The organism is candidate division WOR-3 bacterium (assembly GCA_039802005.1).
In the GTDB taxonomy this organism is placed as follows: Bacteria; Hydrothermota; Tepidihabitantia; order SM23-42; family JAOAFX01; genus JAOAFX01.
The window spans coordinates 1-25,159 of the sequence record JBDRVV010000028.1 but is presented as its reverse complement, the minus strand read 5'-3'; the positions used below and the strand labels follow the sequence as shown (position 1 = coordinate 25,159).

The following is a 25,159-nucleotide window of genomic DNA, read 5'->3' as shown; positions in this document are numbered from 1 at the left end:
GCGGATAAATATGTCTAAATCTCAGAGGATTTCGCACTCTAAAGGTTGCGGCTACCCGCAAAATTTGAATTGAGACACAGCCTCTACAGGTTTTCATAAACAAATTATATATAAATCCAAATTCAAATCAAGGAAAATATTCGTCATTTTGCATAAATCCTGCATTACAATGTAATTTAAATAATGAGTTTAAAATTTTTATTTTTAAAATCGTAATCCCTCATAAATTTTATTTGTAAGATATAATCTCTCTTCCTCTGTGAGTGGTATATTCATTTCTATCGAACCCAGATATTGGTCAATTTTTTTATCAACCATTCTTAAATTAAATAATCTTTTCCCCTGTTCTTCAGATAGACGGTCAAATTTATCAAATTCAAAATCAATATTAAACCTTTTTCTTAAAAATTGTAAAATCATCTTCTGGGATTGATAATCGTCCACCAAAGAAAGATAAAAAGGGATTTCACACCAGAGACTCATTCCGGGAAGATTTTTTTTCTTGGCTTCATATAAAAGATAACTGCTCGTCGCCGGAGTTCCTTCATATGTCATATCTAATAGTCCATATTCTTTCATTTTCTCTTTTATTCCACTTTCGTTATAAACACCCCATATCCTTCTTGGAGCAGAAAAAGTTGAAGAAGATACCAAACTATTCAAGGTATATATTTCTTTAATGAATAACCTTTCACAGGCAATTTCCAAAATTGCTGATACGAATTGATAATGATTAAACTGAGGTTCAGAGCCTTTAAATATTACAATGTCATTCCTCTGCCCACAATAAAACCCATTATTGGGTATAATTGCAATATCATTCTCAATCTCAACACCATTTAAAGTATAAAATATTGCCGGTGTAATTTCACAAAAAACCTCTCCATTTATTTTTTTGTTTAATTCATTAAATATCCTTTCCCCTATCTTCCCCGGAACTCGCTCCCAGATAACAAAAAGAACTGGATTATTCAATTCCGGTTCTCTAATCCACCGGATTATATCATTTCTCTGCATCTTTTTTGAAAAACTCCTTGAAGAATTCATCACCATGCTCCTTAAACCATCTAATTTCTTCATCACTTATCGGTGTGAGTGGTGCCTTATATTCCTTAAGTTGCTCAAATCCTTCTACTATCTTCTCTTTCATCTTCTGGGGCAGGCTGTCTATAAATGTATTGATGATTCGGTCAACATTTCTATCAACCTGTGCAATAAATGTATCAAATACAGAAAGATCAATATTTAATGATAACATTCGGGTGAGAACTTGTAGTACAGCCTTTGACCCCTTGGGCCAGGGAATTGGAAGCCACTGGAGATAGTATGGTATTTCACCCATCAAACATATTCCATTCACTCCATATATTTTTGCAACACCGAGCATCAATCCATTAAGACCTGTGATTGTTCCCTGACCATTCCTTCCTTCAACATCAGACATCAAAACTGTATTTTCGTACTCTTTAAGTTCATTTATAAGGGAAGAAGTGTTAGGAACTGCCCATACCCTTGGTCTTGAAGTATGATGAATCTGAGCAACTGCTGCACCAGATGTATAGACCCGTTGAATTCCGTACTTCAATCCTAATTCAAGAACCATACTTGCAAGTTTATAAGCGGTCTCTCCCTTAGCGTAGCCACCCTGAATTTCAGAGGGCTGTTCATCAGCGATAAAAAATATTAAATCACATTTTTCTGTTGATTTAAAATAGAATTTATTGCGCGGAAAATTCAATGATTCAAGAATTCCATCTTTTATGGAAACTATAGAAGGATAAAAGAAGTCCCAAGGTTCAATCTCGGCAAATTCTTCCGCATTCAACTGTTCCCGTAGTGTATCAATTGCGATAAGTCCAATCCTTCCAATGCCAGGCCAGCCACATAAAAGAATAGGATTTTTCAAATTAGGTTCTTTATAAATCTTTAAGCCCATATTCAACCTCTTACCCTATCCCGATATTTCTTTTTCTCCACATCAATCCCTGTGGATAGTAGTATTTAAAATCTTTTTCTAATTGATTATAATTAAATAATTCATGAAGTCAAGGTCCGTTGAAAACATCGCTCTTACTTGACAAGATAAAAATAATAAATAAAATATAAATCAGGAGGAACTATGCAATCATTAATGATAGTTTATTTTATTTTTGCCCAATGGTCTACGCCAGTAAATCTTGGAATTCCCGGTGTGGAAGACAGAAATCCCCAAACCTGTCGGGAACAATTGTGGGAAAGTCCTACCTGCCTTGTCTGGCAGGCTAATGTTAGCGGTAACTGGGAGATATTCTCAAGGGTTATTAGTAGCTATTGGAGCGACACAATAAGGATACCTACCGGTCCAGGTGCAGATATAAATCCAACTGTTGCTTATGATACACTGAGAAATCTTTTCTGGTGTGCCTGGCAAAGATATACTGATAACAACTGGGAAATCTTTGTATCATCAAAGGCTACCTCTGGTCCCTGGACAGCGCCCGTCCGTCTGACCAACGATACAAATACTGATGCCTCACCATCAATCTGGGTGATTGGCACCAATGTCTGGGTGGTATGGCGAAAAAATAATAATATCTATTCTTGTTATTATAATGGCACCATCTGGTCAGCACCTATGCCGGTAACGAATGATGCGACAATAATAATGAATGACAATCCTAAAATTAGTAATCGATTAAATCACCCCTTTGTCGTCTGGGTAAGAGACCGTGATATTTATTACAGCGAATATATAAACAACGCCTGGACAGCACCCCAGGCGATTGCACCCCATACTGCTAATGATACACTACCCGAGATTGCTGTAACACCACAATGGCCCGACCCGTATCGGAGGGTGTGGGTACTCTGGCAGAGCAATCGTGATGGGAATTATGAAATTTATAGAACCGGGTGCGACAGTATGAATGTTTTCTATAGAATAACAAACAACAATGCCAATGATATCACACCTAATCCACTTGATTTTGCAGTGCTTGTTCGTTTTTCAACACCACGATTATGTGGTTTCAGTACAGACCGAAATGGAAATTATGATATTTACTCGCTATTTTTTGATTATTGGGGAGGCTGTGATACAATCCCTGTGGATATAAATCCAGCCCAGGATATTCTACCCGTCACAACAATGGTCAACGGCTATCCCTGTTATCTCTGGATTTTCTGGCAGACTGACAGAAATTCTGATTTAGATATATATGGATCATATATAACTATCTTCAGTGATATTCACGAATCCGGATCTAAACCACAACATTCCATTTTGAAATGCATTCCCAATCCCGCAACTGATGTATGTAATATATGGTATTCTTTAAATAAAACAAGCAAAATTAATTTGATAATGTATGACATAGAAGGTAGAATAGTCAAAAAAATATATGAAGGCGTTAAGAATCAAGGTAATCATCATGCGAAAATTGATATTAATTCATTAACCAACGGTATTTATTTTCTGAAATTAAATACCGAAAATTCATTTTACATAGAAAAAATAATTGTTGTAAAATGAAGAAGAAAAACAGGTTAAAAAACGATTAAAGATTCTGATTAATGCCGTTCTTGACTTTTTCTAATTTTTATATATAATGCTTTTATGCCAATAAAGAAAAGGTCTAAATCGGTGCTTAAGAACATTCGCAAGTCAAGGCGGCGCTATTTACAAAATTTAAAAAAGAAAAAGAAATTGAAAGAAGCGATTAAAAAGATAAGAAAGGCGAAGTCAAAAGAAGAAGCGGTTAAATTGTTTCCCAAGGTTCAGTCTATAATCGACAAATCAGTTCAAGATGGAATAATAAAAAAGAATACCGCTGCCCGGTACAAAGAAAGATTGGCGAAGTTCATAAGAACTAAACTTACATAATTCTGAAAAGATATCTTTTTTATTTTGTTATAAGAATCTTTTTTATCATACTGATTGCAAATTTTTATGCGCCGCGAGACTTTGAGTATGGTGAAATAGCGAGAAACATTATTGCGGGCAAGGGCTTTAGCAGGTCCTATAATATTGAAACACAACCCGCACCAAGTTCGTCCCATGCTCCATTATATCCCTTTTTTCTCGCATTATTTTATAAATTTGGCACCAAACCAATAATTTTTCTTTTAATCCAAATCATTCAGGCAATAATCTCAACGATAACGATCTTATTGATTTCAAAAACTTCGCGGTTCATTTTTAATGACCCAGCAGCCCGTTTAACCGAACTTTTTGCCGGATTATATCCCCCACTGATTTATTATTGTACCAAACTCGTGCCTACGACCATCTTTTTGTTTTTATTCTCACTAACAATCTATCTAATACTAAAAAGCAGTGATAGAATTTTTTTCCATTATATCATTGCCGGTGTGGTTACAGGACTCGCTATATTATGCGACCCTGTGGCGTTAGTAATTTATCCTTCAATGTTTTTATGGTTTCTTATCAACAAAAAAATAAACTTCTTTAAAATGATTCTGGTAATTATTATGTCATTAATAATTTTAACACCATGGACAATAAGAAATTATAATATTCATAAGAAGCTCATCCCCATAACCACACAATTCGGTGTTAATCTATGGATTGGGAATAACCCGCATGCCACGGGAACCGACTATTTTAAAATAAAATCAATTGAAAAAGAAGAATACATTCTAATGACCCATACTCTGCCCTTTAATGTCCAAGACAGTTTATCTAAAATTCCTGAAATTGAACGCACATATTTCTATTTAAACGAAGCATTAAATTTTATCATAAGAGAGCCATTAAAATTTATTGGGCTTATATTCAAAAAATTTTACTACTATTTCTGGTTTGCACCATCAGGTGAGTACTCATCAAAAGACCTTGAGAAATTTAGAATCTTATTTTATATTTTTTATCTTCCGAATTTTATCTTAGGTATGGCTGGCGTTTTTTTATCAATGAGAAATCGCGAGAATGTTTTATTCATCATTTTTTCTTTATTTTTTATCTCCTGTATATACATATTCACACATGTAGGTTTGATAAGATATCGCATGCCTGTAGAATTATATCTGCTTATCTTTAGTGCCTATTTTGTGGCATCCATAAGAAAATGAACTTACCTGAAGATATTGAAAAGAAAATCCTTTCGGAATTGCATTTAGATAACATTTATACCCGACCTGATATTTACTGTAAAGAAATAGATAAATTAAGAAAAGAATTAGTCACTTTATCCCAGGTATTATCTTATGAATGTCGGGTAGTTAAAGAGTTTTCGGATGCGTATTTCTGCTATAATTTCCCTCAGAATTTTATGAAATCAATGATATTAACAAAAAAATTATTCAATTTATATATGATAGCAATACCTGAAGAAATCAAAATCCTGGATATTGGCTGTGGAGATGGTGCAGGAATGTTTGGCATTTTTTATTTCCTGCATAAAAAGCAACCCGAAAGTAGATTTCAATTAACTGGCATAGATATAAATGATACATTTATCAAAAGATGTACATCAATGGGAGATTGGTTTAAACAGAAAAATTTCAATATTGATATAAAATTAATAAAAGAATCGGCGCAAAAATTCATTCAAAGGGATAAAAATAATTACGATTTTATAATACTTTCAAATGCCCTTACTGAAATATTTAAATCGGAAAAAGTGCCGTTATCTTTTATCAAATCACTCTTTGAACGCTTAAAAAAATTTGGGATTATCATTCTAATAGAACCAGCACTAAAAACTTTAACCCGCAGGCTTATGAAATTACATAATGATATAATAGTAAATAGAATTGGTTTTATCCTTTCCCCTTGTTTACACAATAGCAAATGCCCCGGACTTCACAAAAAAGAAGAATGGTGCCATCAAAGCATAAAATGGAACCCGCCAGAATATCTAAAAATGATTAACCAAAAGTTATTTAGAAAGATTGAATATTTAAAGTTCTCTTATCTTATCATATCCAATTATAATTTTAATTCGCTCCCTGCTAATCATTATCCTGTTATAAGCCGATTATCTATTGAAAAAGGGAGGATAAAATGTTTCATCTGCACCGAAGGTGGTATCGTAGAATTAATAAGATTGAATCGCGAAAGGAGTGTAATTAATGAGTCATTTGACCATGTTTGTATGGGAGATATAATAGAAATAAATAACCCATTAATGAACAAATCAAAAATTTGGAAAATCAGTAGAGATACGAATATCAAAAGGCTTGATTTTTGAACAAAAATAATTATAATTAAAAATCTTTATCAAAAGGAGGCAAATGGCACGATATTTTATAACTTCTGAATCAGTTACCGAGGGCCATCCAGACAAAATCTGCGATCAGTCTGCAGACGCTATTCTGGATGCAATACTTGAGAAAGACCCCTTTGGCAGAGTTGCCTGCGAAGTGCTAACGACCAGAGGATTGATTTTTGTGGCGGGTGAGATAACGACTAACTGCTATGTCGAAATTCCTGATTTAATCAGAGACCTTCTGGTTGAAATTGGTTATACTGATACAGATATGGGTATTGACGCCTACACCTGTGCCATAATCACTGCAATTCAAGAACAATCAAGTGATATCGCAATGGGTGTGAATATCGGTGGTGCAGGAGATCAAGGAATGATGTATGGTTATGCTACAAACGAAACGAAAGAGTTGATGCCTATGCCCATTATACTTGCCCATAAACTTGTCCGAAGGCTTGCCGAAGTCCGCAAGACAAATATTTTAACTTATTTAAGACCAGATGGAAAATCTCAAGTAACGGTTGAATATGAAAATGACAAACCAATAAGGATTGATACAATAATTCTTTCTGCCCAACACCATCCTGATATAAAAAATGAAAAATTACATGCCGATCTTAAAAAACATGTTGTGCTGGAGGTCGTTCCAAAAGAATTGATAGATGATAACACAAAGATATATATAAATCCAACTGGTAGATTTGTTATCGGCGGTCCCCAGGGGGATACCGGTGTTACCGGTAGAAAAATTATGGTTGATACTTATGGCGGAGTAGGACATCATGGTGGCGGTTGTTTCTCTGGAAAAGACCCGACAAAAGTTGACCGCTCTGCATCATATATTGCAAGGTATACAGCAAAAAATCTGGTTGCAGCGGGCGTATGTGATAAGGTAGAAGTTTCACTTGCCTATGCTATTGGTGTTGCAGAACCTGTTGCTGTGAATGTCCATACTTTTGGTACCGCAAAGATTGAAGAAGCAAAAATTGTCAAAATTTTGAAAAAATTATTTGATTTTACTCCCCAGGGTATCATTGATAAACTTAACTTGCGCAGACCTGTCTTCAAAAAGACTGCCTGTTATGGACATTTTGGTCGAGAAGAGGAAGGATTCACCTGGGAATTGACCGATATGGCTGATGCCATAAGGCGAGAAGCAGGCTTATAAATATAAAATTGTTTAATTTATTAAATAATAAATTAGAGGGTGGCTAATGGAATTTAATATTAAAGATAAAAAATTATCAAAAGAAGGTCATAAAAGAATTGAATGGGCAGAAACAAAGATGCCTGTTCTGCGATTGATTCGTGAACGATTTACGAGGGAAAAACCACTGAAGAATCGGTGTATAGGCTGTTGCCTCCATGTGACAACCGAGACTGCCAATCTGGTGAGAACTCTTAAATCTGGTGGCGCCCGAGTTTTTTTAACCGCCTCAAACCCGCTTTCCACACAGGATGATGTTGCCGCAGCCCTTGTTGAAGATGGAATTGGTGTATTTGCAGTAAAAGGAGAGTCGCGTAAAGAATATTACTATAATATGAATCAGGTAATTAAAAACAAACCGGAAATTCTTATTGATGATGGTGCAGATTTAATATCCACGGTGCACAAAAAGAATGTTAAAGGCATTATTGGTGGGACTGAGGAGACAACAACCGGTGTGATAAGGCTAAAACAGATGGCGAATGATAATGTTTTGCAGTTTCCGATAATTGCCGTAAATGATTCACTAACCAAACATCTTTTTGATAATCGTTACGGCACAGGACAGTCAACCATTGATGGAATCCTGCGAGCAACGAATATATTGATCAGCGGCTGTAATTTTGTGGTTGCAGGGTATGGGTGGTGTGGTAGAGGATTAGCAATGAGGGCAAAAGGCTGTGGCGCAAATGTAATAATCACTGAAGTTGATCCGATAAAGGCACTTGAAGCACGGATGGATGGTTATCAGGTTATGCCAATGATCGATGCAGCAAAGATTGGAGATGTATTTATTACTGTAACTGGTGATATCAATGTAATAAGAAAAGAACATATGTTGAAAATGAAGGACGGCGCGATAATAGGAAACTCAGGACATTTTGATGTAGAGATTGATAAAAATGGATTGAAAAAAATTACAAAGAAAAAGCGACTTATAAGAAATTTCTGTGAAGAGTATACATTAAAAAACAATCGACGGCTATATTTACTTGCGGAAGGAAGACTTGTAAATCTTGCTGCAGCAGAAGGCCATCCGGCAATGGTTATGGATATGTCTTTTGCCAATCAGGCACTTGCCGTAGAATATATTTTAAACAATCCCGGCCTTAAAAATCAGGTATATTCATTGCCCCTTGAAATCGACCAGGAGATCGCCCATCTGAAATTAAAATCTATGGGAATAACAATAGATAAATTAACACCCGAGCAAAAGCGGTATCTCGCATCCTGGGAAATGGGAACATAAAGAAATTGCTAAATCAGGGTAAACAAATTTTACCCTCAAAGGTCATAACCGCCTGACCGCCAAAGGCGGTTCTCAAAATTTCATTATTGTGTGTATAAATATGAACATAAACCAATCCCGGCATCTGGAGTGAGTATCCCTGTTCAACAACGATACGGGTTGTTTCTTCTATTTTAACAATTTTATTTTTCACAAGATAATAACCCAGGGCGACTGCTGCACCCCCGGATGCAGGGTCTTCATTGATACCTACGACCGGCGCAAAATGGCGCATATGGACATTGGCCTCCGGGTCATTTGTTTCTATAGTGAATAAAACAACCCCGGTAATACCCAATCGCTGACAATAATTTTTCATCAATGCAAAATTCGGTGTTATATCCAATAATTGTGGCAACGATTTAATCGGCACTATTATCTCTGGATGTCCCGACTGTACCGCACTCATCGGCATATTTGTTTCAGAAATATCAATTGGTGATATACCTAAAAATCGAGCAACATTCTTTATTTCCAGATCAACACTTATAGTATTGGGCGGCGGAAGGGAGATTGTAACACGATTTATTTTTTTATTTGTAATTCGCAACTCCACTGCATGGATTCCTGATTTTGTTTTTTGTTTTAATATTGTGGTCGGCTCTATCAAATCAATAATACCTTCATTTTCAATTGCATAATAGGCAGCAACCGTACCGTGTCCAGAAAATTTTATTTCTTCAGAACCACTGAAAAATCTCAAAATTAAGTCTGCTTCTTTATCACCCGGGAATATAAATGTTGTATCCGAAAGTGGATTTAATTCACGGGCCAATTTCATCATTTTTTTCTCATCATAATGTGCTTGCATACCGATTATGACCCATGCCGGATTGCCTGCATATGGAACTGTAGTAAATGAACATAATCTCTTAGCCTTTACCCATTCCATTTTACCTCCCCTTCAATTGTTATTATATTTTGCGTCTCCTATATATCACACACACCACTACCACATTTCTTAAAAAAGTCAACATCACCGAATTCTAAAACCTGGGTCTTTTTGCTATTGTAGCGATAGATAGTAACTCCCTTACATTTCAACCTATGAGCAAGTAAAAATGCGGCGCGGGTCTGTTCTAATGTCGCATCCTCAGGAAGATTAATTGTCTTGCTGACTGCATTATCAACATATTTTTGGAATACAGCCTGCATCTTCAAATGTATCTCAGGCATTATCTCATGGGCAATGGGGAATAATCTCTTTACATCTTCAGGTATTTCCCTGATCTTCTTTAACGAACCTTCCCGAACAATCTCAGAAATTAAATCCGGCGAATAAAATCCTCTTTTATGAGCAATCTCTTCAAAAATTGGATTTACAACAACAAATGTCGTATCAAGAACATTACGAAGATAGCCGACAGAGAACAAAGGTTCAATGCCCGAAGATGTATCGGCAATCATACTTATCGTTCCAGTCGGTGCGATTGATGTGACTGTAGCATTTCTCATCGGTTGCGAATTTTTATATATTGATTTTTCAATATTGGGAAAAGAACCCCTTCTCTCACCGAGTGTCTTGGAGACACGCCGAGCTTCATTCTGAATAAAATTTGCCAAATTATCAGCAAATTTCAATGCCTCATCTGAATCATAAGGAATCCCGATTTTTATCAGACAATCAGCAAATCCCATCACACCCAGACCAATCTTTCTGTTACCCCTGGTAATCTTTTCAATTTCAGGTAATGGATATTTATTCGCGTCAATCACATTATCAAGAAAGTGAACCGCAATTTCAATGACATTTCTCAATTTTTCATAACTGAAATTACCATCCACAAACATTCTTGCAAGATTGATCGAACCCAAGTTGCAGGATTCATAAGGTAACAAAGGAACCTCACCACAGGGATTTGTACTCTCTATTTTGCCTAAATCAGGTGTAGGGTTCCTCCGATTGATTTCATCTATAAATATAATTCCCGGGTCACCAGTTTTCCAGGCATTTAATACTATCATATCAAAAATATCTCGGGCATTAATATTTTTAACCGGTCGCTGTGTTCTTGGATTTATCAGATCATAACCCTGATTATTTATTGCACGATTTATAAAATCATCTGACACCGCCACAGAAATATTAAAATTATTTAATTCGTTTTCTTTTTCTTTTGCCCTTATGAAATCAACAATATCGGGATGGTCAACATTTAATATACCCATATTTGCACCACGCCGTTTACCCCCCTGTTTTATCACCTCGGTGGCACAATCAAAAATTCTCATAAAGGAAAGCGGACCGGATGCTATACCCATTGTAGAACGCACCATATCACCCTTGGGTCTGATTTTAGAAAAAGAGAATCCGGTTCCACCACCTGATTGATGAATCAGTGCGGTGTTTTTAAGAGTTTCAAAAATGCTGATCAAAGAATCATCTATGGGCAACACAAAGCAGGCAGAAAGTTGACCAAGCGTACAGCCAGCGTTCATAAGAGTTGGTGAATTTGGGAGAAACTCAAGGTTCGCCATTACCTGATAAAATTCCTCTTCTGATTTATTTGCATCCTCATTATAATTTGCATCAACCTGTGCAATCGCTTTTGCAACCCTTCTAAACATTTCAGCAGGAGATTCTACAGGTTTTCCTTTGCTGTCCTGCAAAAGATATCTCTCGCTCAAAACCTTTAAACTGTTCAGGGAGAGTTTCAGTTGATCTTTGACACCAAGTATCGCCTTTTTATTTCTGATATCTGTTCTCAATTGTCGATAAACGATATACGCTCGTGCGGTATTAAATTTCTCATTTTTAATAAGGATTTGTTCTACAATATCCTGAATATCCTCTACATTTGGTTTTAAACTCCCAAATCTTTGTTCAATCTCTGCTATTACTTCATCCCCAATTTTTTTGGCAAGTTCTGTATCTTCATTCGTTGCCCTCAACGCCTTCTCAATTGCCAGATAAATTTTCTCGGGTTTGAATTCTACAATCGTACCATCTCTTTTGATTATAGATTTTATCATGGTTGATTATAATGTAATTTGATTATTTGTCAATAATGCATATTTTATTAGCACAAACTATCTACTGTATTAAATCCAAATATTTTGACAAAATTATGAATTATAGATTTCTTTACAATATCCATTTCTATCTTACATTTTAATATTTCCTGCATTGATGTCATTTTTATTTCCTTAAATCCACAGGGATTAATTAAATCAAAATATCTTAAATCAGTGCTGACATTTAAAGCAAATCCATGAAAACTCACCCATCTTTTAACTGCAATACCGATTGAACAGATTTTTTTCTCACCCACCCATACACCAATCATTTTTTCCTTCTTATCTGCGGGAATTCCGAAATCAATAAGCGTAGCGATGATTGCATCTTCAATCTTTTCAATGAAAGGTCGTATACCTGCAAGTCCTTTTTTTATATTAAATATAGGGTATCCGACAAGTTGTCCAGGACCATGAAATGTTACATCTCCCCCACGCTCAATATGGTATAACTCTATCCCCTTCTCCTCAAGGTATTTTACGGGCACTTTGATATTTTCAGCTTTTCCTGATTTACCAATCGTAACCACAGGATTATGTTGAACAAGAATTAGCGTATCCTGAATTTCCTCAGCCACCCTTTTTGAATGCAATTCTTTTTGTAAATCCCATGACTCTTTATAACCTCTCGTGCCCAGATCAAGAATTTTCAATTGATTCATGAGTTTTTTAATATGATAAACTTCGAATAGAGTGATTACTTAAATTAGCAATTTTATTTCGCGATTTGAAGTCTCTTACCACATGCCTTTATTGGAACGGGTTTGGTCGGCGGTCTGTAAGTAGGTTGCTTTATCTTTTCTACAGGGATACCGAGCTCGCGTGCAATGATTCTTACAATATGCCTTCTACATCCCTTGCCCTGACATAAACCCATTGTCACTCTTAAAATTCTTTTCAGCTCGTCCATAGTATGATAACCTTCTTTAATTTTCTGGACAATCTCTTCTTCAGTAATATCTTCACAACGGCAAATAATCTTCATAACCCATTTTAGCCGAAAAATTCAGGATGTCAAGTTTTACAAAAATTCTATTAAAAGCTCAGTCCTACCCCTACTCGCATTCTAAAACCCGGACTCCAATGAAAAGGATTATTGTAATAAAATGCCCTTGCCTTAATGTATTCCTCGCGCAATTCGTATGGGTTATTTATACCATCGTGATTATGGTCCGCCTGTGGTGTGTAATACGAACTTGAAAGAGTAATATTTGAAAATTGCCCAATGCTTACCGTTGAAGTCTGACCATCATCATCGGGTTTGCCAGTGGTACTATAGACTTGTGTTATCTGTTCGGTGTTAAACAGGTTATAGATATTTGCGAACAGAATAAAATTCAATTTCTGAATTGTTATCCCTTTTGTGATATTCGCATCAACATTTATATAACCGGGCATCCGCGCAGAGTTATCATCGCCAAGTTTATTTCCCTTATTATCGGTTGGCGTATATGGAAAGCCTGAATGGTAGGAGAATATAAAATCAGTCGTCATATTGCGTAAAGGTAGGAAGATAAAATTTTCGGGTGATTCAAATCCGAGTGTTGCATTAACAATGTGTCTCTCATCAAAATCAAGCCAGTAATCAATGCGTGGAATTGGATATTGTCCGGTAATCGGGTCAGGATTTTCAGTATAAATGTTATAATAATTCTGCCAGGCAGAAGAAGCAGTCCCTTTTGCAAATTGAAGCGTATAGGAGATATCAAAAGCCCAATAATTCATCATCCGTTTTTTCAAAGTCAACTCAATACCTTTAACATTTCCATAATCAAGATTTTGAACCTGGTAATAAGCATAAGGTAGTGCATCAATCTTCTGGGTCTGTATAAGGTCATAAATATCTTTGTAGTATGCAATAAAACCTAACGCGAAAATGTCAGATAATTGATTCTCGTAACCCATTTCATAAGAGATCGTCTTTTCAACCGTGAGATTTGGATTTCCAACGACTGAATTGTATCTCCTTAAAAGTAGCCAGACAACCTCTGGTTCAGTTGAGCGATAAAGGTCATGAGAAGTGGGGGTTTGATAAAAATGTCCGTAATTGAATCTAAATTTTGAACGGTCGGTTATTGGTAAGGAAAAACCAAGCCTTGGCGATAACCTTATCTTAGGCGGTGTTTCAATTACCGTTGAATCTCTTATATCACTTGGATTCCTCAAGCCACTTGCCTTGGAATCAAAATAATCCAACCTGATACCCACCCTTGTGATAATACCCTGAAAATCCATACGGTCCTGAACAAAGATTGCTCCTTTCACAGGATTTTTGTTATATCTGTCCCAGAACGGCGTGTGTGTCCAAGGGAGGTTATTATCAAACCATCCCACATTTTGTAAGATTGCATTAAATCCAGTCTTGAATTCATGAACCTCTCCAATAGCATTTGTATAAGAAAAATTGAATTGATAATCACGATTAAAGAAATAACGCCACATACGGTCGTCGCCGATAGTATAATAAAATCCCGTAGCGCCAAATGGATTGCGGCGTAAACTGCGTGCAGTTGACCTCTCAAATTCTTGATAATGATAAGACATATTTGGGTCAGCAAGTGAGTCAATCAGATAAGATTTTATAAGTGTATCAGGGATTTCAAATAACTTCTGCGGAAAATGATTTGCCTTAAATATATAATCATCAAACCATTTCCTACCCTGCCTTTCCTCTTCTTCTAAATCACGCACTGCATAAAACCTTGTATTTTTTGTATAACCGACTTTCGCTTCAATAATTGACTTTGTTGTGGGCATATAATTAAAAGTCAAACTTCCCAGATACCCTTTACGCAATTCAGCAGCGCGGTGGTCAAGATTATAGATCATACTCAATTCACCCCAAATATCACTATAGTACCGAAACATCTCTCTCTGATAAAATCCAGAAAATATTATTTTGCCTTTTGCGTTGGGCAGTCTATAAGATAATTTGCCCTGTGCCTTATAGTCAAATCTCGGCGAAGGAACTTTGTATTTTGCTCTCTGATGTGCATCAGTGAGATAAGACTCTCCGGATAAAAAGTATCTCAGTCTTGATTTAGATAAAACTCCACCCCCGATACTGAACTCATATTGATTATAACCATAATTCAATTTATCACCGCGAAAGATTTCATCAGTGGTGTAGCGCAAACTTCCACTCGTTTTATCACCTCCTTCGCGAGTCACAATATTGACAACCCCAGATAGTGCTTCACCATATTCAGCATCAAACCCGCCCGTGATAACGCCAATCTCTTCCACGGCTTCCTTATTTACCTGAACAGATTGTTGTCCATAGTGTGGTGCCTTTGCAAGAACTCCATCCACATAATATGCTATCTCGGTGTTTCTTCCTCCCCTGATATGAGTTCCCAGATTACTCGTTGATACACCTGCCTGTAATGTAATGATTTGATTGATCTCGGTAATTGGCAATTTTTTTATTTCTTCAGATGTAGAAATATGTGTGGTCTGCGTCTGGGTCCTGATAACAATCGGCTTCTCCTCAACAACAACCACCGGTTCAAGAATAATCACTCCGGGTGCTAGCTTAAAGTCTACAAATGTTGTTTGATTGCTCATTACGGTTATGTTCTTTTTAGTCACAGTATTATAGCCTACATAAGAGGCGGTAACCTCATAGGTTCCCACTGGAACAAACGGAATTACATAGATACCATTATCATCGGTTGATGCACCAATCTCCGTCCCTTCAACAACGACATTAACACCAATGAGTGGTGTGCCGTCAGACTCATCTATCACTTTGCCCTGGATCCTTCCCATACCGGTTGCCAGGGCAAAAGAACAGAATAATATCACTCCCCAATAAAAGCGTCTCATCTCAACCTCCCTTCTTATAAAAATTATATTATTTAAAAAATCTTCAATGTCAAGTGCTGTATTGACAATCGCCAAAGTTATGAATATAATGTTATTATATGAATTTATCTATGGTTGCGAAAGAATTTTACGAATTAAAATACAAAAGATGCGGGTGTAGCTCAGCGGTGGAGCATCGGCTTCCCAAGCCGAGGGTCGCGGGTTCAAATCCCGTCGCCCGCTCCTGTTTTTATTATTCTCATTTTATTAATAAGCACACCAATATAAGCATTCCCCCTGTTTTGAAATGCACAAATGTTTTATAGGTTTTTCTTTAATGTTTTTTATATCCTGCAGTTTATTTCAAAAACAGAATTTGTATCAAAAAGGTCTCAAAAATTACGAAAAAAAAGATTATGAAAGGGCAATAAAGTATTTCACAGAATTCTATAAAAATTCGCCCACCGGAGATTCAACCCTTTTTTTCCTATATAATTGTTATATAAAAATCGGCGATGTTCAAACTGGGATAAAAATCCTTGGAGAACTGGCAAAAAGAAAAAATCCCTCCGAGCACATATATACAAATCTTTTCAATTATTATCACCAGAACAATCTTTTTTATAAAATCAATCAAATGCTCCTAAATGCACCTCAATCTGTAATTCAGAAGTTTGATCAAAAATATCCATTGACAAAAAGAAGGTTTGCCGAATTGCTCACCGGTGCCATTTCATCAAGTAAAGTCAACGATCCGGTAAACTTTGTAATAAGAAAGGGATTGTTGAAATCTTCCCCGGATGGTAAATTTTATGATAATGATACGATAAAGATAAATCAATTAATTCTTCTTCTTGATAGTTTTATTTCTCCCGTAATCCCTGAAATTAATATGAACTTAAAATACATAAAAGCGGACTCTTATCTTTATCTCCCATATTTGCGTTTAATATCGCTGGACATTCTAAAACCTGACGAAAATATTGATCCCGAATCAACTGGCCCATTAAGTATGGCACTATATGGGATAACTAATTTAAAAAATAAAGGATTTATAAAATGATCCGCTTGATTGACCGCTATTTTATAAAAGAATTTATTCCGCCATTCTTTTTTTCAATCTTTGCCCTGACATTTATACTTTTGATGGACCAACTCTTCCGGCTCATAGACCTGTTTGTGCGGAAGGGTTTGCCAATATCGGTCGTGGGACAGATTTTGATTTACAACCTTCCTCTAATTATCTCTTATACAACACCGATGGCAATTCTCATTGCTATTGTTATGAGTTTTGGTAGATTCAGCCATGACAATGAAATACTTGCCCTCAAGACAAGCGGAGTTTCTTTTATGAAAATGTTGAGAACACCGTTCATTGTTGTAATAATAATTATGACATTTCTAATATTTTTCAATCATTATTTTTTGCCTGAGGCGAACCATCGCGCAAGAAACCTTATGTATGATGTTGCCCGGAAAAGACCGGCTGTCAGAATTCCTGACGGCGTATTTACCAACGAATTTCCAGGGTATACAATATACATTGCAAAAAAAATTGAAAAGACCGGCGAGATATTCAATGTGACAATTTACGATTTTAAAAATAATTCAATAATAACCGCACCAAAAGGAAATCTATATTCAATAGAAGCAGAAGATATCACTCAATTCGTTCTTTATAATGGAGAATTTCATCAATTGATAGATAATACCAGGTATCAAAAGACAAAATTTGAAAAGCAGGTAATAAATATTCCAGTGAATACTGAATTTGTTAGAAAAGAAAGAAATGTGCGCAGTGATGATGAATTAAACCTTCCAAGATTAATAAAAAACATAAAATTGGTATCTTCAGAAATTGATAAAATTAAAGCCGAAATCAATGAACTTGGAACAATCACAATTGATAAATATACCAAGGGAGAGATTGAAAAAACCCAGGTTATACGATTTCAAATTGATCAAAAAATTTCAGTAATAAAAAGTAAACTAAGAAATCGTGCACGGTATTTAATTGAAGTGAATAAAAAAATTTCACTTGCCTTTGCCTGCCTGGTCTTTTTAATTATGGGCGCACCGCTTGGTTATCTATTCAGAAAAGGGGGTATTGCTGGATTATTGCTCGGGATTCTGTTATTCTCTGCTTATTATATCCTCTTTTTAACCGGTGAAGAGTTCGCAGACCGTAGAAATTTTTCTCCATTCTGGGCAATGTGGCTACCCAATATTATATTACTCATCCCCGGAATTCTCCTTTTCTACCTTGCCGAATATGAACGGTTACCATTATTCAAAAAGAAAATATGAAGATAATTTATAAATATGTTTTAAGCAATTTCCTACGCTATCTTTTCTTTTCGCTTATTATACTCATATTTATCTATATAATTATAAATTTATTTGATAATCTCGGTAGATATTTATCAAGGAATATCCCGTTTAAAGATATCTTGATTTATTATCTTTATCTAATTCCTTCTTATACTGTTTTGTTAATACCTGTTGCCGCAATAATCGGTGTATTTTTTATCTTCGGTTATATGACCAAATATCGTGAAATCATCGCTCTAAAGGCACAGGGTATGGACTTAAATAATCTATTTATTTTAATTCTAATAACCGGGTTTTTTATTTCTATCTTTACATTTATTTTTCAGGAAACCGTTATGGTATGGTCACAGTCAAAACTTTCAAAACACAAAACGACAAAAATTGATAAAAGACCGTTACCTTCTGAAACAAAACGCTATAATTTTTTTTATTATGGCGAAAATAACTGGATTTACTATATTAAAGAATTTAACCCCAGAGATTCGACATTAAATAATATTATGCTATGGAAGATTGATGAGAAAAGGCATATTATAAAAAGGATTGATGCTAAAGGAGCGAAATTTATTGGCCACTGGCAGTTTAATAATGCGACTGTCAGAGATTTTGACACCCTTGATAATGAACAAATAAATCATTTTACAATTCTTGATATGCTGGAATTGAAAGAAAAACCGATTGATTTCGCACGTTTACCTAAACCAGTTGAAGAGATGAATTTCATTGAATTATCACAATTTGTTAAAAAGCGGCTACGCGCCGGCGAAGATGTAGCAAAAGAAAATGTGGAGTTAAACTATCGCTTCTCATTTCCACTAATAACCCTGATTCTACTCTTAATCTGTCTTCCGATTTCAGTCGTGCTCCGTCGTGGTGGTGTTGCAATAGGACTGGGGATAAGCATTGTTCTGGCATTTGTTTATTGGGGATTTATTCAATCCTGTCGCGCCTATGGTTATACTGGAATTATGCATCCTGTCATTTCTGCCTGGTTGCCTAATATAGTCTTCACAACCGCAGGGATAATATCAATCCTGAGCATCAGAAGGTAAAGCTGGATCAACGAAAATTACATTTTCCCTCATCAATATCACAGATCCTAATTTCCCTTTTTTGCTCTTCTTCAAATATTTTCTCTGGGTATATGAGACAGGAATATTTTTTTGATTTTTTGCCTTACTGAAATAAGCAGCAATCGCCGCTGCCTTTTCTATATCATCTTTTCTTACATTCTGACCTTTTTTCAAAACCGGTCTTAATATAGTATGTGCACCTTCATAACCACGGATATGGAAAAAATAGTCATCGGGCTGGGCAAATTTGAAAGTCAATTCCATATTTGTTCGTGCATCTTTCCCAACATAGATATGTGAACCAGAATCAAGAACGAATTCACGAAAAGGTGAAGTTTTCTTTTCTTTGACCAATTTCGCGTCAGCACTTTTAGAAATATGTTTTTTTATCTCTACACCAGATTTAAGTAAGTTAATCTCTTTTTCTAATTTCTTTATCCTCTCCTCTATTTTTGGTATTCCTCTTTTCATCTTTTTATATTTTTTAAAATATTCCTCGGCATTTTTATAAGCATCTTTAACTGGGTTTAATTTGATTTCTATATCCTTTTGTGAATATGGATCAAATAATTTGATTTTTTCCATGCCTTTTTTAATCTTGGAAATATTCATCAAAATCAATTCTCCGGCAATCCGGTAAAATTCAACTACTTCTTTATCCGCAATTTCTTTCTTTAATCTTGCAATTTTTTGTTCAATCTTAATTATTGCGTTTTTTGTTTTGTTCTCTATTGAAATTTTGTTTTTCTGCTCAACATAAAAAGTTATTTCTTCTTTAAATAATTCGTTCCACGAATCATATTCACGAATAAACTTATCAGCAAATAGACTTATCTTCAATGGTTGGATTGATATAACTCTTGGTTTATGTGGCGCACCATTAATAATATTTTTTAAATTTTCAAGTGTCCCCTGATTCAATTCCTGAGCAAGTGATTTATCTATTCCTTCAAAATTTTTTATAAGTAATTCTTTACTTTCCAGGTTGGGAAGTGTGACATTAAAAATAGAATCTTTGGGTGTCTTTTCAATATATCTAAGGAATAAATCTCTTCTTGTTTTATCAAGAAAAAGTGAAAGATTTGGCCCTTCTTTATAAAATGATAATCTAATTTTAAAAGAAATTCGCTGTCCATATTCAACTCTTTCTAAAAACAAATCAACAACTGGTGCAAAACCAATCTGCTGAATATGTGTGATGTGCACTCCTTCTAAATGTTCATCAAAAACATTCAACTTCAAAAATTTGCTATTCTTATTTCCTATGTATAACCCTAAGGCTTGAGGATAAAGTGAAACAAATAATGAGTCATCATCAAATTCAACCTGAATTAATCTGTCCTGAGCAGAAACCCTGTGAATAAATTTGTTTATAATTAAACGACTTATCTCTTTCAAAACAAGGTGTAGATATATACCATTCATATTTCAGTCTATCTATAAATATCAATCAAGTCAAGGATGAAACAGCGCAGTTGAAGTCTTAACATCCAATATTGCTTTTATCTCCTTATCTCCATTGATTGCCACACCAATCCGAGGTAAAAATTGTAGGAAATTAAAACACATTTTTGTTTCTAAGGAAAGTTCTATTCCAAAACTGTAATAATTATCTTTTTCGGGAAATATTGCATAATCAAAGAAAATTATCCCAAACAGGTCCTCAAAATAAATATTCGGATTCCAGAACCCTTTTCTTAATTTAAATAATGTGTGGGAATATTCGGCAGTGAATATTGTTCCCTCAGGAACATTGACAGAATTATAGCCACGGATTGAAACCGATGGAGTATCGGGATTCTGGGGGTCGTAGAAACCATTAATATATGTTCGTAATTCGCCACCAAACATAATCTTGTTAAATCCGAGAACACCATTGAAACAGGTGCGGTTGATTGATGAATTAAACCCTATCCTTTCCAGGGGTATAGATAAATCTCCAAAATATGTAGAATAAGGTAGCCTTGCAGTTAAAGAAAATCTTGGTATAATTTCCTTTCGGATAAAATCATCAAACGAATTAAATGAAAGTCCGAATGTGACATTTGATATTCCATAGCCTAAACTTCTGTAAAGCGGATAATAAGACATTATACTAAAACTATTACCAAGATTGTAAAAAAGTCCAACCGAAAGTGGGCTAAAGAAATAAGACTGGATTGTTGTCATCAACAAAGGTTCGTCATTCAGTTGGTCATAACCAATCCAAGTTAAATACGAGTGTTCCCCTGTTGCTTCAAAACCAGCAATAACCGCACTGTAAAGCCATTTTTTAAAAGTTGAATCCACGGGCAGAAAAATTGGCAAGCGGACTGAGGGATAAAGCGTCTTTGCGATATCAAAATAATTACCGTTTTTTGTTTGCATATTTAGTGAATTGAAATCCGGTTTCTGTGTGTATTCATAGTCTTTTATATAGTACAGTTCTGGCTTGCACTTTGTTTCATAAATGTCAAAACCATCTATGTTCAAACCACTAAAAATTAAAGTATTATCCAGAACGACGAAGGCATTAGTAAATCCTTCTTCTGTATAGCGCAATATCTGTTCGGGATTGTTAAGATTAACCGCATAGGCATAATGTTTTCCATCATAGTTTGCAATAAAACCGAGCAGGTCTTCACCAATAAAATACAAGTTTCCTTCGGTCCAGGGCGTAGTAATAATTGGATTAAAACTTCCCCCATCCATATCAAAAGTATACAAATCCGTGTTTTCAAATTGCTTTTTTGCAGAAACAACAATCCACTTTCCATTTGTTTCAATATCGTTTATCAACATTTCACTTTCCTGAAGTTTCTTTTTGCCGCTTTTATTATATAAACAAATTTCAGAGCCGTATCCTGTCTGTTTATTTTTGGCATAAAGAATTGTCGAATCATTCAAAACACAAAAAGTCCTGATATCATCCTTTAACAAATTTTCAGATTTTTTAGTTTCTAAATTTATTCTTTTTAAAACTGATGTTATCCCAAATCCATTTAAATATGCATTTTTTGCACGCTTTATCTCTGCTGAACAAAAATATAAATTGTTATTATACAATCTCATTTTTGCCGTCAACCAACTATTAATTGTCGCAAACACCCTCTCCTTCTTTTTCTGCAAATCATATTCCATCAACTGGACCAACACTTCGTATGTAAATCCGTTAATCTTGATTGGTTTCTCGCGGACATAGTATATTTTGTCTCGATAATTCACCAGAGAAGATATGTACCAGCCGTCTTTGGTCAATCTTGTAGCATCATAATTTTCCGCTACTGTTTTACTTTTGAGATAACGATGCCATTCAGAAAAAAGTGTGGGAAATGTTCGACTGTAGGTACTTAATGCCGCAAGGTCTGGTCCCAGAATAGGAAGTAATGCGGAGAATGGTGCCCATGGGTAGGAGCCATAAATATTGAAAAATCGGGCAAATCTATCCTGACCATATTTATCAGATAAAAAATCAAAGAATTCACCACCGTATAAATAAATTCCTCCGTAAGGAAATGATAATGGTTCATTCGTTACCTCAACAATTGTAGGACATTTATTTTTACTTGCCCTTAAACCAAGATAGTTATCAAAAAAACCGTCATTTAATCTTCCCTCATAAGGTGAAATTTGCGATTCAGAATAGACCGTAATTCCCTCAATAATCCAACCTGGTGAATACATATTTGGCTGAAATAGCGAACCAAAAGCACCAGTAAGTAACTTGGGCAAACCGCTGGTCTTGGTTAGATGAGCAATATGGGTGAACTCATGGACGCTTACATTTCTGAACCAATCCTCAGTTCCTTCAAGATAATAATCAAAATTGGGGGGATTGGTAAAAATATGAATATTATAGAAAAATGGGTCGGCATAACCATTACTCAAAATTCCTATATCTTCTATGACTATAGGAAGTTGACGGGGATAGTTTCCTGTGAGTTTAACTACATCATTCCTATAGTATTCAAGATTTTTTAAGGTCTGGGATGCCTCGTATTCATAACCCGGTTTATAAATAATAATAAAATTGTCTGTCTTTAAAACCCTCCAATCAAACCAGGATATGATTATAAAAGACAACAATACCATACCGAATTATAATCAAAGTTTTCCTTAAATCAAGAATTGTAAAATATCGTTAATGATTCAATGTGATAGGTCTGGGGAAACATATCAAAAAGGTAAACATTTTTTATTTTATAACCGTTCTTTATTATCAAATTTGCATCCCGGGCAAGGGTTGCCGGATTGCAGGAGAGATAAACAACTTTTTTCACATTCATATCTTTAAAATACTGTATCACGCTCTCACCCACGCCTTTTCTTGGTGGGTCCATTATCAAAGTATCACATTCTCTAACTGAGCAAATTTTGTCTTCAACCCTTCCTTCAATAAAATCAATATTGTCAACACCATTCAGATTCGCATTATTTATTCCTTCTTTTACCGAATTAGGATTTTCTTCAATCGCTATTAATTTATTACAAAGCTCTGCCACACATATACCTATTACACCCACACCTGCATAAAGGTCAATTACTATTGGACCTTGAATTTCCTGCTTAATTTTTTTTATAATCTGTTCAAAAACCCGAGTATTCACCTGAAAAAAAGATGTAGGACCGACCTGAAATCTTTTACCGTCAAGTATTTCTTCGTAAAAAGAATTTCCAGAAATTATAATATTTTTTTCACCAAAGATTCTATTTGTCCTTTTCGTATTTATATTTTGACTGACACCAACAATTTCTTTACATTCATTTAAGAGCCCTGTATAAAGTATCCCGGGTAGCGTTTTTTCTTTCGTCACAAATGTTATGAATATCTGCCCGGTATTTGTCCCTCTTTTGACTATTATATGTCTCAAATTTCCCTTATGTCTGGATTCATTATAAATTTCTATATTTGATTTTTTTATACGCCCGCGCAGAATCTCAACTACACTGTTAATCTCTTTTTGATTGATACAACAGATATTATGACTTACGACTTCATGCGTTCCTTTTTTAAAATATCCAATTTTTAATTCTTTATTTTTCTGCACAGGCAATTGGGCACGATTACGATAATACCAGGGTTGGTTATAAAAAACTTTAATATCACTATATTCAATCTTTCCGATATGTCTTAAAGTATCAATAAGGATTTCTCTCTTTAATTCTATTTGTTTATTATAATCAATATGCTGCATCTGGCATCCACCACATAATCCAAAAACCGAACAAAGTGGCTCAACCCTTGCAGGTGATGATTTAATAATTTCAACAACCCGTGCAACATTATAATCTTTTTTTTCAACAATGATATCTGCCTTGACTTCTTCGCCCGGTATAACAAAGTCCACAAAACAGACTTTGCCATTTATATACCCAATCCCCTGCGCACCAAGATTTAATTTCTCAATCTTCAGGTCAATCGTTTTGGTCATATAAAAATTATATCTGGTTAATGATGAGTTTCAATATTTTAATTTGCTTAAGTTTTCCACCTTTTCTTTTCAATTATTGGTAATTACTAAAAATAGCCTATTTGAGGATAAAAAATCTGTAGTGATAACCATTTTCAAAAATCAATTTAGTAGCAAAATGTATTTAACATAAATGGAATGGAAATTCTTAAAATTTAATCTGGGCATCATAATACCGCTGGCAGAAGTAGTTGAGTCCCATCTCTGCATCAAGTTCTTTCCCTGCCTGCCCCGTGAGAAGCGTCGAGATTTCTAACGGGGTAAATCCATGCACATTGCCTGCACCTGCAAGCATCTCACCAAAGGGCTGGTAAGCACCAGTCCATACCACATTTCCCGATTCATTCGTCATCTTCCGCGGCGAACCCAATGCATCACAATGATACCAACTCGTATCTGCACCAGCAGTATAGTAAAATCCGAAATACGAATTTCGAAATCCAAAACAAATTCCAAATTCAAAATTCCAAACTGAATAATATTTGAAGTTTGTAGCATTGGGATTTAGATATTGTTTAGAATTTCGGATTTCGGACTTAGAAATTTTCATTATGTATCCTCTAATAAGGATATTCTACCCGAATTTTGTAATATGTCAATACTACACAACCGTTGATAATTTGCATTATCTTTAAGATTTATGTAGAAAGTAGAGATCTGACCCCCTGTGTCCCCTGCCTACTGTAGCATTGGAAAATCATATTCAAAATTTTGTAGATGCATAGAAGCGATGTATCAAAATCAACATTTTACCATTTTTCGGCAGGTGAAAAATGTTG

At 35.2% G+C, this 25,159-nt stretch carries 20 protein-coding genes and 1 tRNA gene; 10 read left to right on the top strand and 11 right to left on the bottom strand.

All coding sequences use genetic code 11. From position 1 onward, the window contains the following. Positions 1 to 204 precede the first annotated feature (204 nt). Together ABIL69_09170 and ABIL69_09165 are read right to left on the bottom strand one after the other, a co-directional pair. Positions 205 to 1,017, bottom strand: coding sequence for a PAC2 family protein (locus tag ABIL69_09170; GenBank protein MEO0124155.1), 813 nt, complete (start codon positions 1,015 to 1,017; stop codon positions 205 to 207). Continuing rightward, a complete protein-coding gene (locus ABIL69_09165) occupies positions 1,004 to 1,936 on the bottom strand; it encodes a PAC2 family protein (GenBank protein MEO0124154.1) in 933 nt (310 codons plus the stop codon). Before ABIL69_09165 ends, ABIL69_09170 begins: the two co-directional genes overlap by 14 nt. A gap of 183 nt (positions 1,937 to 2,119) precedes the next feature. On the opposite strand from ABIL69_09165, the gene ABIL69_09160 reads away from it, so the two are divergent. The 6 genes from ABIL69_09160 (at position 2,120) to ahcY (ending at position 8,665) form a co-directional block, all read left to right on the top strand. Further along, positions 2,120 to 3,511: a T9SS type A sorting domain-containing protein gene (locus ABIL69_09160; GenBank protein ID MEO0124153.1), complete on the top strand. Its 1,392-nt coding sequence runs from the start codon at positions 2,120 to 2,122 to the stop codon at positions 3,509 to 3,511. An 84-nt stretch (positions 3,512 to 3,595) separates the two neighbouring features. Next, a complete protein-coding gene (rpsT, locus tag ABIL69_09155; protein ID MEO0124152.1) occupies positions 3,596 to 3,862 on the top strand; it encodes a 30S ribosomal protein S20 in 267 nt (88 codons plus the stop codon). Next, positions 3,859 to 5,070: a glycosyltransferase family 39 protein gene (locus ABIL69_09150; GenBank protein MEO0124151.1), complete on the top strand. Its 1,212-nt coding sequence runs from the start codon at positions 3,859 to 3,861 to the stop codon at positions 5,068 to 5,070. Before rpsT ends, ABIL69_09150 begins: the two co-directional genes overlap by 4 nt. Continuing rightward, on the top strand, positions 5,067 to 6,191 hold the full coding sequence (locus tag ABIL69_09145) for a class I SAM-dependent methyltransferase (GenBank protein MEO0124150.1): 1,125 nt from the start codon (positions 5,067 to 5,069) through the stop codon (positions 6,189 to 6,191). Before ABIL69_09150 ends, ABIL69_09145 begins: the two co-directional genes overlap by 4 nt. 43 nt (positions 6,192 to 6,234) lie before the next feature. Continuing rightward, on the top strand, positions 6,235 to 7,377 hold the full coding sequence (gene metK / locus ABIL69_09140; GenBank protein MEO0124149.1) for a methionine adenosyltransferase: 1,143 nt from the start codon (positions 6,235 to 6,237) through the stop codon (positions 7,375 to 7,377). Positions 7,378 to 7,423: 46 nt separating this feature from the next. After that, a complete protein-coding gene (gene ahcY / locus ABIL69_09135; protein ID MEO0124148.1) occupies positions 7,424 to 8,665 on the top strand; it encodes an adenosylhomocysteinase in 1,242 nt (413 codons plus the stop codon). A gap of 13 nt (positions 8,666 to 8,678) precedes the next feature. On the opposite strand, the gene ABIL69_09130 is transcribed toward ahcY, so the two are convergent. Genes ABIL69_09130 through ABIL69_09110 form a run of 5 tightly spaced genes read right to left on the bottom strand, consistent with a single transcriptional unit; the run spans position 8,679 to position 15,547 of the window. Beyond that, positions 8,679 to 9,596, bottom strand: a complete 918-nt coding sequence (locus ABIL69_09130) for a PhzF family phenazine biosynthesis protein (GenBank protein MEO0124147.1) — start codon at positions 9,594 to 9,596, stop codon at positions 8,679 to 8,681. Between the two features lie 38 nt (positions 9,597 to 9,634). Further along, positions 9,635 to 11,677 carry an adenosylcobalamin-dependent ribonucleoside-diphosphate reductase gene (locus tag ABIL69_09125; GenBank protein ID MEO0124146.1) on the bottom strand — a complete coding sequence of 681 codons (2,043 nt, stop codon included), beginning with the start codon at positions 11,675 to 11,677 and terminating at the stop codon, positions 9,635 to 9,637. A gap of 47 nt (positions 11,678 to 11,724) precedes the next feature. Further along, positions 11,725 to 12,381 carry a lipoyl(octanoyl) transferase LipB gene (gene lipB, locus ABIL69_09120; GenBank protein ID MEO0124145.1) on the bottom strand — a complete coding sequence of 219 codons (657 nt, stop codon included), beginning with the start codon at positions 12,379 to 12,381 and terminating at the stop codon, positions 11,725 to 11,727. Positions 12,382 to 12,434: 53 nt separating this feature from the next. Next, positions 12,435 to 12,704: a (2Fe-2S)-binding protein gene (locus ABIL69_09115; protein ID MEO0124144.1), complete on the bottom strand. Its 270-nt coding sequence runs from the start codon at positions 12,702 to 12,704 to the stop codon at positions 12,435 to 12,437. 50 nt (positions 12,705 to 12,754) lie between these two features. After that, positions 12,755 to 15,547, bottom strand: coding sequence for a TonB-dependent receptor (locus ABIL69_09110; protein MEO0124143.1), 2,793 nt, complete (start codon positions 15,545 to 15,547; stop codon positions 12,755 to 12,757). A gap of 150 nt (positions 15,548 to 15,697) precedes the next feature. Here ABIL69_09110 and ABIL69_09105 point away from each other — a divergent pair. From ABIL69_09105 to ABIL69_09090, 4 genes are all read left to right on the top strand, one after another. Further along, positions 15,698 to 15,769 (top strand) — tRNA-Gly (locus ABIL69_09105). A gap of 94 nt (positions 15,770 to 15,863) precedes the next feature. After that, a complete protein-coding gene (locus ABIL69_09100; protein ID MEO0124142.1) occupies positions 15,864 to 16,589 on the top strand; it encodes a hypothetical protein in 726 nt (241 codons plus the stop codon). After that, the gene (locus tag ABIL69_09095) at positions 16,586 to 17,833 is read left to right on the top strand and encodes an LptF/LptG family permease (GenBank protein MEO0124141.1); all 1,248 of its coding nucleotides are present in this window, start codon (positions 16,586 to 16,588) and stop codon (positions 17,831 to 17,833) included. Before ABIL69_09100 ends, ABIL69_09095 begins: the two co-directional genes overlap by 4 nt. Then, positions 17,830 to 18,909, top strand: coding sequence for an LptF/LptG family permease (locus ABIL69_09090; protein ID MEO0124140.1), 1,080 nt, complete (start codon positions 17,830 to 17,832; stop codon positions 18,907 to 18,909). The genes ABIL69_09095 and ABIL69_09090 overlap by 4 nt, the downstream gene beginning before the upstream one ends. On the opposite strand, the gene ABIL69_09085 is transcribed toward ABIL69_09090, so the two are convergent. From ABIL69_09085 to ABIL69_09070, 4 genes are all read right to left on the bottom strand, one after another. Beyond that, the gene (locus tag ABIL69_09085) at positions 18,886 to 20,355 is read right to left on the bottom strand and encodes an NFACT RNA binding domain-containing protein (protein MEO0124139.1); all 1,470 of its coding nucleotides are present in this window, start codon (positions 20,353 to 20,355) and stop codon (positions 18,886 to 18,888) included. The two genes, ABIL69_09090 and ABIL69_09085, sit on opposite strands and share 24 nt — an antisense overlap. A 30-nt stretch (positions 20,356 to 20,385) precedes the next feature. Further along, complete coding sequence (locus tag ABIL69_09080) at positions 20,386 to 23,001, bottom strand: hypothetical protein (protein MEO0124138.1); 2,616 nt, start codon at positions 22,999 to 23,001, stop codon at positions 20,386 to 20,388. A 29-nt stretch (positions 23,002 to 23,030) separates the two neighbouring features. Continuing rightward, complete coding sequence (gene rlmD, locus ABIL69_09075) at positions 23,031 to 24,341, bottom strand: 23S rRNA (uracil(1939)-C(5))-methyltransferase RlmD (GenBank protein ID MEO0124137.1); 1,311 nt, start codon at positions 24,339 to 24,341, stop codon at positions 23,031 to 23,033. 187 nt (positions 24,342 to 24,528) lie between these two features. Beyond that, entirely contained in the window at positions 24,529 to 24,930 is a 402-nt protein-coding gene (locus ABIL69_09070; GenBank protein MEO0124136.1) for an RHS domain-containing protein, read from the bottom strand. Positions 24,931 to 25,159 lie beyond the last annotated feature (229 nt).